This window comes from Roseivirga pacifica (assembly GCF_900111145.1).
GTDB classification, from domain to species: Bacteria; Bacteroidota; Bacteroidia; order Cytophagales; family Cyclobacteriaceae; genus Roseivirga; species Roseivirga pacifica.
The window spans coordinates 1-13,855 of sequence record NZ_FOIR01000005.1; the positions used below are offsets into that span (position 1 = coordinate 1).

Consider the following 13,855-nt stretch of genomic DNA (forward strand, 5'->3'; position numbering starts at 1 on the left):
CCTCAGTAAACGTGATCAAAAGTGTCGTTTCCCTTTTAATCTCACCGGGTTAGCACCGTTGTGAACCCTGTTTTTTGTGTCGCTTTTTTAACTCTCGTTGCAAAAGCGGATGCAAAGGTAAGAAGAATATTTTTAAACCCGCAAATAAAATTTTAATTTATTTTTTGAGCCGACTCTCATCCCCTCTCCGCCCCGTAAAAGCGGAGCGCAAAGGTAAAAGCTTTTTTCTTCCCAAGCCAAATAAATTTGAAAGATTTTTTTTAAAGTTTTTCTAAGCCTCTCAACCCACTAAAAAACACCTCCCAAAGACTATCCAGCCCCTTGCAAAATTTCAATTTCTTAACCCCGTCTGCGTTCAAACGGGATGCAAAAGTAGAAAAGATCTTTCACCCTGCAAGACCTGAATACAAAGTTTTTTGAGATTAATTTCTAATCTACTGAACATCAAGCCTTAGGCTTTCGAACTTTTTTATACACAGGCACAGTACTACATGGTTCACCGTACATTATGGACTTTACAACGGGCTTTAAAAGTCTGGTGATTTCTACATAAAGTGCATCCGAAAGTGGCAAATCGCCACAGCCCTTTATTACTACCGACCTATCGGCATAATCCTGTAGATTTATTCGCTCTAAAGCCTGCTTGAACAAAGCATATTCCAGCAACTCTTTATCACCCATAACAATCATATTGGCCAGCCCTTCGAGCTTGCTTGTTAAAAGCATGTAAGCCCAGGTTGGAACTATGGCATCGGCCGAGCAAATTATGTTGATATTTTTTCCATTGTACTGTTCCCAGTCGTGCTCTTTTATGAATTCTCGGAAGTCTTTTTCTCGAAGAATTAATCCCTGAAAAAGATTTTCGGCAATATCATATTGAACTCTTTCGCCAGAATGATAGAAATCTTCGAGGTCGATTGTGATTAAAGGACTGTTCGCTACTCGATTTATAATCTCTCTTTCCATTATAAAAGCTTTTTAGGTTTGGCCGCTTTATACTCTTTTAAATAAAAAGGCTCAAAGTATGCCAGGTCCACAAAGTTGTTTTGACTGAATTTAGCCGCTGCAATTTTACCAACTGCCCAAGCCGAAGGCGAAACACCTTCTACAAAACCAGCATTGGCGCTGTCTTCTACCAGCGCTTTAAACTTGTTTGAGCCATCGCCAAAGAACAACATCTTTTTATCGGCTAGAGTTTCTTGATACGATTGTTCATCTAGAATAATCGGTTTCACCTCATGTAAGACGGAAAGATCTGGACTGTACAAGGCCGCATACACCTCCATTCTGCGGGCATCGAGCATAGGACAAAGCAAATACCCAAACGGATTTGCGGTATTTACCTCATAAGCCATTGCCTCTAAAGTAGGCACCGCAATCAACGGCTTTTCCAAAGCATAGCAAATACCCTTGGCAGTGGACACCCCAATACGCAAACCAGTGTAAGAACCTGGGCCTTCCGAAACGGCCACCGCATCAAGAGATTTCATTTCGACCCCAGCATGTTTACATACACTCTCAATAACGAGTGTGAGTAAATTTGAGTGACTCTTTTCTAGGAAGAGTTTCTCTGTTGCTAACGTGTTGCCCGAATCGGTCAACGCTACAGAACAGACGGGTGTTGAGGTTTCGATACTTAAAATCAATGCCATTGAATGCCGAATTAAATAAGTTGCCAGAGTTTGTCGATAATGACAACCACTACAAAGAGCACAAAGATAAGACTGATAATTCTATTGGATAATTTGTGCGCTACTTTAACACCGAAAGGCGAGCCAATAACAACACCAAGCGACACAATTAAAGCGAGCGGAATAATGATATAACCGTGACTTTGGTTCTGATGTGAAGAAGCAGGCGTTTCGAAAAAGTTAATGATAGAAAGCCCAAATGATGTAAGGCAAATTACACCAAGCGAAATTGACTTGGCCTTCTTGATTGAAATATTGAAGCCACTATTAAGCATGGGGATAATAATGGTGCCTCCGCCAAGCCCGGAAAGGGCTGATACAGCTCCAGCGGCACCTCCTACCATTGCGTAGGCCCAATTCTTCACCTTCTTTTCTTCAGCTGTGGCTGCCTTCTTTAAATTCTGGCGTAGCGTTCTATATATTATAAATACCATAAGCGCGATTACAGCAACATTAAACTGTTGCACTTGGTAATATTCGGTATTCACAAAAAATTTGAGGAGCATAATTGCGGCAGTCGCAGCCCAAAAACCAACCAGTAAAACTTCTTTCCATGGAAAAACACCCTGCCTAATAAGCACAATATTGCCAGCAAGCGCTGCGAACATTGTCCCTACCAACGAATTGGCAATGGTATATTGAACTATTTCGGACTCGGGAAAGCCCATTTGAAGAATGAGGTAAGGTAGCACCAATACGTACATAACCCCACCACCAATACCAATAAGCCCCGCCAGAAAACCACCGATCAGTCCTACCGCAAAAAGCAGGAAATAGTCAAACACCATTACTGCCCAGCCAAGGTTGCGCTGTATTGCGACTGGTTCGACAACACACTTATCGCTTTTTCAATATCCACGTCAGAATCAAAAGAGGCCTCTAGCCTACCTGCGTCCAAAAATAGACGAGCGGCCATTTCTTCCTTCAGCAAAAATTCAACCTCATCTTTCGCAGCACTGATATCAGCCACCAGATCATTAGCAATTTTATTTTCAATAGAATTAATCTGACTTTCAATTTGAGCAAGCTGCCCTGACTCCCTGGCCAAATCCTTTAAGGCTGCCAGTTCTCGCTGGAGCTTTGAGGAGTAATCGATTGTTTGAGCCTGAACCCAAGTAACAAATTGATTATAAAGCTCACCTGAGATTCCAATTTCGCGAGCCGAAGTCAGTTGCGGAAGCGGAGACTTCAGTTGATTATAAAAACCAAAAAATGCATCGCTTTGCAGCAAGCCAAGGGTTACCGGAGAAAAAGCCCTGGTTTCTGTAGTAAAATCAGGGTCTACCCCACCGCCATCGAAAACCAGCCTTCCGTTGTTTGTTTTGAATGCTGTTTTTAGCGAGTCTGCAATTTTACCCACACTTCCATCTTCATTTCTTGTACTATAGTCAATGGCTTGAATACAGCGACCGCTTGGTGTGTAGTACTTGGCGATAGTAACCTTCATCTGAGAATTATAGGAAAGCGGCATGGTTCTTTGCACCAAGCCTTTACCGTAAGATTTTTGCCCAACTAATATCCCACGATCATAGTCTTGCATAACGCCAGCCACAATTTCCGATGCAGAAGCACTGGTACTATTAATTAAAACTGCTACAGGTATTTCAACATCGGTAGCGGCATTCAAGGTTTTGTAAGAGGCATTCATTTCTTCCAGCTTGCCCTTGGTTGTTACCACCAACTCGTCTTTATCTATAAACAAATTCGAAATATTTACCGCCTCATTCAGTAAGCCTCCGCCATTGCCGCGCAAGTCCAGCATTATACTCGTAGCTCCTTCCTTTTTTAAATCCCTAAGTGCCGAACGCACTTCGCGAGAAGCGTTTGGTCTAAAGCCCGTGAGTTTGATCAGCCCCACTTCTTCATTAACCATTCCGAAGTAAGGCACATTTGGCAGCTCTATTTTCTCCAGACCAACCTCAATATCCAACGTTTGATCACCCCTTTTAATCTTTAAGTTCAGTTTAGAACTCACCTGACCGCGTAAATACTCTGCAGCTTTGTCGTAGTCGTTTTTAACGTTGATGCCATTAACTTCTACAATCTCATCTCCTCTTTTTAACCCTGCCTTATCTGCCGCAAAACCTTTATCAGGCATAAGCACATAGACACCACCATTAAGCCTTTCGCCCAAGGTTGCACCAATACCGCCATACTGCCCGGTATTTTCTGTACGAACATCTTCAATCTGGTCTTCTGAATAGTAAACAGTGTAAGGATCCAACGACTCCAACATGGCATCAATCCCGGTACGCATAATGGTATTCGGGTTTAGGTCATCCACATAATTGGCGTTCACCTCTTTATACATGGTCGCGAAAATATCGAGGTTCTTCAGGATCTCGAAGTACTTATCGTTTTGTCGAATTGATGCAGCACTTACAACAATCAGCACAAGTAAAAGGCATAATAGAATCCGTTTCATAGCAGAAGGGCTTTGTTCAGGAATAAAACGGAAGATAACAGTTCATGTTTTTGAATGAAATATTTTTCAGACCGATGGTTAAAAAACAAAAAGCCCTTCCGGAATTCCGGAAGGGCTTTTTGCACAAATGCGTAATGGCCTATGCCATGGTAAGCTTTTCTTTCGCCTTATCAACTCCATTCTTGGTAGAGTTAGCTGCTTTTTTAAGCGACTCGTTGTAAGACTCTTTAGCCGAGTTGGCTTTTGTTTCTACTTCTTCTTGCAGGTCGGCTACCATGCTTTTGGTACCTTTTACAATTTTCTTTCTTGTGTTTTTACCACTATCTGGTGCCATTAAAATTGCTGTGATTGCACCTGCGGCTACTCCTGCTACTACTCCTGTTACTATTTTTGCTGTATCGTTCATATGTCTTGTGATTTAAGTTTTGAATTTCACTTAACATAGTTGCAAAGGCCGTTCCAAGAGGAAAAAGAGCTCTAAAAAGCCCCAAAACCCCATTTTGCGAAGAAGAATTTGGCAGAATGATAATTATATTCTCAAATAAAGAAATCAAGCGTGTAGCTGAGCAAGCTTCTGAAGTGCCTTCACCATTTTTTTATGGATCATGCGAGACTCTTGCTGCTTATCGGCTGTATAAATAAAAGCGATTAGATAGCCAGACGTTCCGGCAAGGCGCTTGTTCAACCTATAACCTTCGCGTAGCTGGCGCTTAATCCTGTTCCGGGCAACGGCAGTTTTAAATTTGCGCTTAGAAACTGAAAACAGTACTTGGTTAGGTACACTTTCTTCTTTTGTATCGAAGTAAATGACCTTGAAGGGATACAAATAAAAAGAGGAGCCTTTGTCGAAAAGCTCCTGGATAAGTTTTTTCTTGTATAGCCTTTCCGTTTTAGGAAAGGTATTTCTATAAATATCGGCTCTAACTTCTGTCACGAGGTCTAAATTATAAAAACCTCAGCAGATGCAATTACGCCTTGTGTCTTCTCTCGCTAGAAACAGTCAGTTTGTGTCTGCCTTTTGCTCTTCTGCTCGCCAACACTCTTCTACCGCTAGCAGTAGCCATCTTTGCTCTGAAACCGTGCTTGTTTCTTCTTTTTCTCTGCGAAGGTTGGAATGTTCTTTTCATTTCCGCTATTTATTAAATGCTTTTTCTTAAAAGGACTGCAAAGATAGAGAGCTTTTTTTTATTTGCCAACCAGAGTGTAAAATTGTTGGCCAGAATATTAGAATAATATGACAAGATATACCATCAGTTATCAAAACCCGCTTACCCACTTTGTGCAATTTGAGGTACGAATTGACGATTTATCGGGCAAATATACAGATTTATCGCTACCGAGCTGGAGACCGGGCCGCTATCAGATTCAGAATTTTGCCAAGAACATAAAAGGCTTTAAAGTTGAAAACACTTCGGGTGAAGCATTAAAATTCACTAAAACTACTAAGGATAGTTGGCGCGTTGCCCTTAATGGTTGCAATACAATTGTGGTAAAGTATGCTTTTTTTGCCTTTGCCATGGATGCCGGCAATAGCTGGCTTGACGATGAGCAGCTTTACCTCAACTTTGTGAATTGCTGTATTTATGCAGAAGATAAGTTGAATGCACCTTGTGAAGTGCACCTTGAACTCCCAGAAAGCTACCGAGTGGCTTGTGGTTTAAAAAAACTGGATAAGCACAAACTCTATGCTCCCAACTACTACCAGTTGGTCGACAGCCCAATGATGGCGAGTGCCAGTCTACGCCACATCACCTATACGCACAGCGAAACCAACTATCATATTTGGATTCAAGGAGAATTACCTAAAACGGATGCTGACGTAATTTCAGATTTCGAAGCATTCACCCAAAAAGAAGTAGAAATAATGGGTGAATTGCCATGCGAAGATTATCACTTTCTCTTTCAATGCTTGCCTTATAAACACTACCACGGTGTAGAGCACTGGAATTCCACCGTGATTACCATTGGGCCTTCCGAAGAACTGAGTGAGCGAAAGCTTTACAAAGAGTTTTTAGGTGTAAGTAGTCATGAGTTATTCCACACATGGAATGTGATTCGGCTTAGGCCAAAGGAAATGGTTCCATATAACTTTCAGGCAGAAAACTACCACACCACGGGATATATAACTGAAGGCATTACCACTTATTATGGTGACCTGATCTTGATGCGCTCTGGTGTATTTAGTTTTGAAGAATATGTAGAAGAGCTGAACAAACTGCTAATGCGCCACTTCGAAAATGACGGCAGAAGCAATTATTCGGTGGCGGAATCTTCTTGGGATTTGTGGCTGGATGGATACGAAAAAGGCATTCCGGGCAGAAAGGTGAGCATTTATAATGAAGGCGCCCTCGCAGCACTAATTCTCGACTTGAGTATTCGCAGCAAATTCAACAACGAAAAGTCGCTTGACGATGTGATGCGCCTGATGTGGGCTCTCCATGGGCAAGACATGTCGGGCTATACTGATGCTGACTATAGAGCCATTGTAGAAGAAGTGTACGAAGCCTCATTCGACCAGTATTTTAACGAGCTGCTCTTCGGTACCGCAGATTATAAGGAATGGCTAACTCCACTATTCGAAAAATTCGGGCTTCGGTTGCTAGAGTTGCCGAAAGACAATGGCATTGAACACAACTATGGATTTAAAACTCAAGATCAGTTTGTTACGGTCATTGCTGCGGGTTCGCATGCAGAGACAGTGTTGAGTTTAAAGGACAAAATTGAGCAAACCGAAGAAACCGAAAATGGCTTAAAACTGACCATTGACAGGTTCGGGGTAAAAAAAACAGTGACTGTGCAGCAGGGGGAGTTGTTCTACTTTCTAACGCCAGAACTAAACTCATTAACGATAAATCAGAACAACCCGCTATTAAAGGGTTGGCTGGAATTGGCATAAACAAAAAAGGGTGGTGCAATTGCACCACCCTTTTTCATTCCATTTATACCTCTTAATTCAGGCTAAAGACCGAGTCCTCTACACCCGTATTAATTTTCACCTCAACTGTCGCTTCAACAGAACCCATTCCTGGAAGTGTCAACGTCATTTTGCTTGGTACTTTAATCCCGTTCACTTCAGTGTATTCCAAAATTTCGCTTCCACCCTGTGCCGATGCTTGTTTTACAAGTAGTCCGCTTTCAACATCAAAGAATTGAGATGCTGTAGTCCCCGCAGGCGTTTTTACTGACACTTCATAAGCATCCTTACCTTGCACTTTCTGAATTCCTTTAACGGTCAGCTCATACTCCAAGTCACCGTAGTATTGTTCAGGGAAGATTACGGCTCCTTCCTTCAATGCCTCCAACTGTGGGCCAGGAGGAATTTGCTGACTTTGACCTTGGGCCTTCATAACAGCCTCGCCATTATTGAAAATCATCTCTTGCAGCACCATTCCGGCCATACCAACTTGTTGCTTACTCATAATATTCCCTTTTTGAACCTGAGTGATGCTGATCTGTTGCCCCTGAATAGTAGCTTTTGAAACCGTGGTGATGTCCTCAATTGATTTGATTTTATCTACACCTCCTACAGCCTCAAGGTATTTATTGATGATAGTCTGTGCATCTACAGAAGCCACAGCTGCTTTAGCTGCTTCTACATCAATCACATTGCCCTCAGCATCGTAGTACGTAATTTCACCAAACTGCTTTAGCTTGTCGGCAACCTCATCGGCCTTACCTACCACTATAATGTTCGCTTTATCTGGTCGCACATACTTTTTCGCCACTTCCAAAAGGTCCTCGCGAGTGATTGCATCTACACGCTTAAGGTAATTGGCGTAATAATCTTCCGGCAAATCATTGATCTCAGTATTTAGCGCAAATGACGCTACTGTACCACGGCTCTCTAAAGAACGGGCAAAACTTCCCTTTGCAGTATTTTTGGCCAATTCAAACTCTTCTTCACTTACAAGCTCGGTTGAAATCTTGTTGAGCTCGTACATAAACTGAACCATAGCGCTGTCAGTCACTTCATTTCTTACGCTTGCGTTAGCATTAAAAGTAGCACTGTAGCGGCTAGACCCCATGCTCGAATAAGCCCCATAAGTATAGCCTTTGTCTTCGCGCAAATTCATATTTAAACGAGTTGACAAACCACCGCCACCAAGTATGGTGTTTAAAAGTGAAAGCTTGGTTACATCATCAGACCCAGGTTTATTATCGATTGGGTAAGTAATATTAATTACCGACTGCACAGAGGCAGGTCTATCTACAAAAGATACCGTAGTTTTTTCAACAGGCTCTGGCTGCTTGAAATCTTCAATTAACACTTCACCGCTTTCCCAATCACCGAAATGCTGTTCTACCAGCTTTTTAGCTTCCTTGGTTTTGATATCGCCTACTACAACCAAGTATGCAATGTTTGGCTTAAAATAGTGGATATAGTGATTCTTAAGGTCTTGAAGTTCAATGTTGCCAATGGTCTCCTCAGTTACAATTTCACCAAAAACGTGTTTTTTACCATAGTTAACTACACCACGTACATTGGCCATAATTGCATCAGGATTGTCCTTCGACTGCTTTAAACCAGTGAGCGTTTGCTCTATGGCGCGGTCGAATTCGTCTTGAGGAAAAGCCGGGTTATAGAGAATGTCAGTAAAAATTGACAGGATATCTTCCTTGTACTTTGAAAGTGAAAAAGCACTAATTGAAGAAGAACCCACATTTACAGATGCTCCCATAAAGTCTATTTCCTCATTCAATACCTCTTTTGATTTAGAAGTTGTACCGGCACGCATTACTTGGCCGAAGATGCTGGTATAGCCAGCTTTTTTGCCCTCAGTAATGGTACCATTATCGAATGAAAGTGTCCAGCTTAAAGTTGGTAACTTGTCATTCTCAACCACAATTACGGTTAGCCCATTTTTAAGGGTGAATTTATCGTAGTCTCCAATTTCAATCTCCCTTGCCTCAGCCGGCTCAGGTAATTTCGATCTATCTACTTGTGCGAAGGCAGCAGTGCATAGCACTAGCATTGCCAGAGTGAATAACTTTTTCATTATCTATTCCCTCCTTCTTTTTTAAGTTTAGAATCCTCAGGCTTTGCTTGTTCAGCCTTTGGTCTGTAGGTGAGTTCCACTTTGTTTTCTGGAACAAAATATTTTTTAGCCACGCGCATTAAGTCTTCGCGTGTTACTTTTCTATAGCGCTCAATCTCAGTATTGATTAACTGGGTATCGTCAAAATAAACGTGGTAGTTAGCCAAGCTTTCAGCAATTGACTGCACCGAACCATAACCCGACACAAAGTTGTTTTCAATTTGATTCTTAAGCTTTTGGAATTCACGCTCAGGAATTGGCGTTGTTTTCACTTCCTCAATCAGCTTATCTACCTCTTTGGCCAAGTCTTCTGTTTCGTACCCCTGGTTTGGTAGTGCAAAGTTGATGAACAAACCGCCATCTTCTAGAGCCAAAGGAATTGACTGAACCGCTAAGGCCATTCCCTTTTCATCTACCAATTCCTTTTGGAAACGTGAACTCTGCCCGCCAGACAATAGCTGCGTCAACATTTGTAGTGCGTAGTAATCTTCAGTGCCTTGCGGTGGCATTCTGTAACCTTGAATAACAGCCGGCACCTGAATATTATCGAACACTGTTGCTTCTACAGTGCCATCGAGCTTAGGCGCTGTAATTGACGGACGAGGAATATCTTTTGTACCTCTTTTAATTTCGCCAAAATACATTTCAACCAATTTCTTGGCTTCCTTTTTATCTATATCGCCAGCTATTGTAAGTGTGGCGTTATTCGGCACATAAAAAGTCTCATAGAAATCCACAAAATCCTGATCGGTTGCCGCATCAATATCTTCGAAGCTTCCGATTGGCGCCCACTCATAGTTGGTACCACCGTAAGCATTCTTAAGCATTTCAATCAAAATGGTTCCGTAAGGTCTGTTGTCTACACCACTTCGTTTTTCCTCTTTTACTACTTCCTTTTGCGTAGCAATTCCGGTGGAATCAATCTTTGCGTGCAACATTCTTTCCGACTCCATGTACAAACCAAGCTCCAACTGGTTAGAAGGCAATGTTTCGTAGTAATAGGTTCTGTCGTTTGAAGTATTGGCATTCAAAGTACCACCAGCAGCCTGAATGATTTTGAAGTACTCACCACGCTTGATGTTAGGAGAACCTTCGAACATAAGGTGCTCGAAGAAGTGTGCAAAACCAGTGCGGCCCGGAGGCTCATTCTTAGACCCTACATGGTACAACACCGAAACCGTAACGATGGGCGTTGAATTGTCTTGGTGAAGAATTACGTGGAGCCCATTGTCCAACTCGTATTCTTCAAACTGGATGTTCTGTGCCTGAGCACTGACAGCCGTCAGCAGCACCAACCCCAGCAAATACCTAATTTTTCCTATCATAGTTACATTTTAATTTAAATGGTTTTCGAAAATAATGTGCAAGCACAGGCGAATTGGTACAGAAATGATTAGCGGAACTCCATCCGGCTGGATGGAGTTTTAAGATGCCGTTTACTTTAACGACTTAAGCACTTGTTGTGCATCGTGCCATGGTAGCCTTGGGCCAAATTGTGATACAACTTTAGAAGCTGCCATACTAGCCAATTTACCTGCAGCGGCCATGGGCATGCCGTTAGTAATTCCGTATAGAAAAGCGCCTGCAAACATATCGCCTGCACCGTTTGTATCTATCGCTTTGGTGTTATACGGTTCAATATCAATAAAGGTATCGCCATCAAAAATTATGGCACCATTTTCACCTTGAGTAATTACAAATTGTTTGGCTTCTTTTTTCAGTGCCTCTCTTGCAGCAAGCACATCGCTAGTTTCGGTATAAGCCATAGCCTCCTCTTCGTTACAGAAAAGCAGATCGACAGACGCGCCAATTACCTCCACAAACTTTTCTCTGAAAGCCTGAACAATAGATGGATCAGAAAGCGTGATAGAAGTTTTCACTCCATTTTCCTCAGCTATTTTTTTAGCCAGCTTCATGGCCTCCAAACCTGTTGGCGATGCCGTAAGGTAGCCCTCCAAGTACACAAACTTTGCGTCTTTAATGGCGTTTTCATCTACCTCGCTTGTCGACAGGTTGGTAGTTGCGCCAAGAAACGTATTCATGGTTCGGTCGGCATCTGGCGTAATCATTACCAAGCACTTGCCCGTAACACCGGCTTCTCGCTCAGCATTATCAAGGTTGGTTTTTACACCCGCATCATTCATGTCTTTCAAATAGAAATCACCGAATTCATCGTTTGCTACTTTGCACGAATAGAAGGAATTGCCGCCAAATTGGCTTACCGCAATTACTGTGTTGGCTGCTGACCCACCCGACTTGCGCTCGGTCTCCTGCTCGTTAATCGCACCAATTAGCCTGAACTGGGTATCCTCATCTACCAAGGTCATCAATCCCTTCTGCACTTTATGATCGTATAAAAACTGATCATTTACCTTCAACTCCAGATCAACCAAGGCATTTCCAATGCCGTATACATCGTATTTTTTCATTGTTTCTAATTAAAGACTCTTTGCTCTTTCAAATTCTTTAGTGCCATCGAAAAGTAGACGGTAAGTAATATGTGTTTTTACAACCTCACCTCCTATTTGTTCAACAACACGCATCATTTTGGGGTTAAAATCCCCAATCCAGTTCATTTCAATATCTTGATAGCTGCGCTGGCTCTTCTTCCATGCAAATTTACGCACAAAAGAAACTACCAAAGCACCTTCTATTCCTTTACGTTGATGGTCTGGCACAACACCAAACACAATCCCCAAAGCCTTATTTGTGGCTCCCGTTTTCAGCAAATACATGAATTTAAGCTTGCTCCACAGATTCCACTGCCCATTTAAATGCTTATAAATTTGGTTTAGCTCGGGCATAGAAAGAAAGAAAGCCACAGGTTCTCCCTTGTAAAAAGCAAACCAAAGTAGCTTCAGGTCTGCTACGGGCTTCAGTTGTTTAAAAATCCCTTCAGCCTGCTTCAATGTCATGGCCTTTACCCCGCTAAAACCTGCCCAAGCTTTGTTATACACCTCTAAAAAGTAGTGGTGCGCCTTAGCATATTCGCTCTTAGTAATATGGCGAAATTCGTAATCGGGATTGTTAATTTGAATATCAGCCTTTTCGTAAAACCTTCTAGAAAGCTCTACCTCAGAGCCCATTGGCCTGCTGTAGGTATACTGATTGAAGTAAAGTTTAAAGCCGTAATTCTCGAAAAGCGCCTTGTAGTAAGCAAAGTTGTATGGCATTTGGTAGTTAGGTTCACTAAAACCATCGACCAAAAGCCCCCACCAATTGTTGCGGTCGCCAAAGTTAACTGGGCCATCCATGGCTTCCATTCCTTTGCTTTCTAACCATGCTTTGCCCTCATCAAAAAGCATATTGGCCGCCTCCTGATTATCTATGCACTCAAAAAAACCGACCCCACCGGTTGGCTGATCGTTCTTTTTGGCTGTCTTGGTATCGTAAAACGCAGCAATACGGCCAATTACTTGCTCGTTGTCATCGAGTAAAATCCAGCGAATAGCCTCGCCATGACGAAAGCTTTTGTTTTTTGCCGGATCGAAAACTGCGCATATATCTTTATCGAGTGGCCTGATCCAGTTCTGCTCATTTTTGTAGAGCCTAACTGGCAACTGGATAAACTGCTTTTCGGATTTTTTGTCGTTAACTTCTTGGACTCTCATTCAATATTCTGCAAACCAAAAATAGTGAGTTCTTCAAAACATAAAAACGGCTGCAAATATATGATGAAGATTGCTCAAAGCCCCTTTGCGAGATTGGGGTAGTCCGTAATAATACCATCTACCCCTAGTTCTACCAAGTCTTTCATTTCCTTTAATGTATTTACCGTCCAAGGCACCACCTTCATACCCATGGCATGACAAGCCGCTACCGACTTCTTATTCAGCAACTTGTAGTACGGACTGTAAGCATATGGCGTAAATCCTAAAGTTTCAATATTCTTTTCTACACCCTTAATATTTTCCACCAACGCGACTAATCTTACATTACTGTAAGTCTTGTGCCAATACTGCAACACCCTAAAATCGAAACACTGAATAGTATATCTATCGGCAGTCAGTTTGTCGGAAAGCAGATCGAAAACAAGCTCGGAAAACTCGGTAACTTCCGGATGACTTACACCATCGCCCTTCTCAGAACTCTTCAACTCTATATTATATTGAACTTTTGGCAGGTCATTATCTGCTAGGTATTGCTCAGCAGCGTCTATCACGTCTTTTAGCAAAGGCTTGGAAACCTTCATTGGCTCTTGCTCAGGAAAACGGCTATTGCCTCTAATGCCACAGTCATATTTGGCTATCTCGGCATAAGTCATTTGATAAATATTGAAATCGTGTGCTTCGCCTTTAGCAATCGGTTCGCCATTGGGTTTTGAGCATATGTCGGCAGAAAGGTATGGCTCGTGCGAAACAAGCACTTGCTTATCTTTGGTAATTACCACATCAAGTTCCAAGGTTGTCACACCTTCTTCAATAGCTCTGATAAAAGCCGGAATGGTGTTCTCTGGCACCAAACCCCTTGCTCCTCTATGCCCTTGAATATCTAACTGTTGCGCAAATACTGCAGAAACCATAAAAGAAAAAGCCAATGTAAAAATGTACTTCATAACTTCAATTTTGCCTAAAATAGAAAATGATTGCCGCAGCCAGATGAACACAATATTATGATTTTCGATGAAGCAATCCCTTAGTACTAAACGCAACAATGTTGCAAATAGATTAAAACAGCCATTATTTTACTCTAAAATTTATTTA

The 13,855-nt window shown here is 42.1% G+C and carries 13 protein-coding genes; 1 reads left to right on the forward strand and 12 read right to left on the reverse strand.

The genetic code is table 11. The features are described 5' to 3' along the window. Positions 1-444: 444 nt before the first annotated feature. The 7 genes from BMW98_RS18760 to rpmH form a co-directional block, all read right to left on the reverse strand. A complete protein-coding gene (locus tag BMW98_RS18760) occupies positions 445-966 on the reverse strand; it encodes a DUF2480 family protein (protein WP_090260791.1) in 522 nt (173 codons plus the stop codon). After that, positions 966-1,652: a tRNA (adenosine(37)-N6)-threonylcarbamoyltransferase complex dimerization subunit type 1 TsaB gene (tsaB, locus tag BMW98_RS18765; protein WP_090260793.1), complete on the reverse strand. Its 687-nt coding sequence runs from the start codon at positions 1,650-1,652 to the stop codon at positions 966-968. Before tsaB ends, BMW98_RS18760 begins: the two co-directional genes overlap by 1 nt. An 11-nt stretch (positions 1,653-1,663) precedes the next feature. After that, on the reverse strand, positions 1,664-2,479 hold the full coding sequence (locus tag BMW98_RS18770; RefSeq protein ID WP_090260795.1) for a sulfite exporter TauE/SafE family protein: 816 nt from the start codon (positions 2,477-2,479) through the stop codon (positions 1,664-1,666). Continuing rightward, complete coding sequence (locus BMW98_RS18775; RefSeq protein WP_090260799.1) at positions 2,479-4,116, reverse strand: S41 family peptidase; 1,638 nt, start codon at positions 4,114-4,116, stop codon at positions 2,479-2,481. Before BMW98_RS18775 ends, BMW98_RS18770 begins: the two co-directional genes overlap by 1 nt. 139 nt (positions 4,117-4,255) lie before the next feature. Beyond that, on the reverse strand, positions 4,256-4,522 hold the full coding sequence (locus tag BMW98_RS18780) for a YtxH domain-containing protein (RefSeq protein ID WP_090260801.1): 267 nt from the start codon (positions 4,520-4,522) through the stop codon (positions 4,256-4,258). 144 nt (positions 4,523-4,666) lie between these two features. Next, the gene (gene rnpA / locus BMW98_RS18785) at positions 4,667-5,050 is read right to left on the reverse strand and encodes a ribonuclease P protein component (RefSeq protein ID WP_245733646.1); all 384 of its coding nucleotides are present in this window, start codon (positions 5,048-5,050) and stop codon (positions 4,667-4,669) included. Positions 5,051-5,084: 34 nt separating this feature from the next. After that, entirely contained in the window at positions 5,085-5,243 is a 159-nt protein-coding gene (gene rpmH / locus BMW98_RS18790) for a 50S ribosomal protein L34 (RefSeq protein WP_090260803.1), read from the reverse strand. A gap of 107 nt (positions 5,244-5,350) precedes the next feature. Between rpmH and BMW98_RS18795 the strand changes: the two genes are divergently transcribed. Beyond that, positions 5,351-7,012, forward strand: a complete 1,662-nt coding sequence (locus BMW98_RS18795) for a M61 family metallopeptidase (protein ID WP_090260805.1) — start codon at positions 5,351-5,353, stop codon at positions 7,010-7,012. Between the two features lie 52 nt (positions 7,013-7,064). Here the strand turns inward: BMW98_RS18795 and BMW98_RS18800 are convergent, their stop codons facing one another. From BMW98_RS18800 to BMW98_RS18820, 5 genes are all read right to left on the reverse strand, one after another. Further along, positions 7,065-9,113: a M16 family metallopeptidase gene (locus BMW98_RS18800; RefSeq protein WP_090260807.1), complete on the reverse strand. Its 2,049-nt coding sequence runs from the start codon at positions 9,111-9,113 to the stop codon at positions 7,065-7,067. After that, the gene (locus tag BMW98_RS18805; protein WP_090260809.1) at positions 9,113-10,477 is read right to left on the reverse strand and encodes a M16 family metallopeptidase; all 1,365 of its coding nucleotides are present in this window, start codon (positions 10,475-10,477) and stop codon (positions 9,113-9,115) included. Before BMW98_RS18805 ends, BMW98_RS18800 begins: the two co-directional genes overlap by 1 nt. A gap of 111 nt (positions 10,478-10,588) precedes the next feature. Beyond that, on the reverse strand, positions 10,589-11,581 hold the full coding sequence (locus BMW98_RS18810; RefSeq protein WP_090260811.1) for an adenosine kinase: 993 nt from the start codon (positions 11,579-11,581) through the stop codon (positions 10,589-10,591). Between the two features lie 9 nt (positions 11,582-11,590). Continuing rightward, positions 11,591-12,763: a hypothetical protein gene (locus BMW98_RS18815; RefSeq protein ID WP_090260813.1), complete on the reverse strand. Its 1,173-nt coding sequence runs from the start codon at positions 12,761-12,763 to the stop codon at positions 11,591-11,593. 74 nt (positions 12,764-12,837) lie between these two features. Then, positions 12,838-13,707 carry a glycerophosphodiester phosphodiesterase family protein gene (locus BMW98_RS18820; RefSeq protein ID WP_090260815.1) on the reverse strand — a complete coding sequence of 290 codons (870 nt, stop codon included), beginning with the start codon at positions 13,705-13,707 and terminating at the stop codon, positions 12,838-12,840. Between the last annotated feature and the right edge of the window lie 148 nt (positions 13,708-13,855).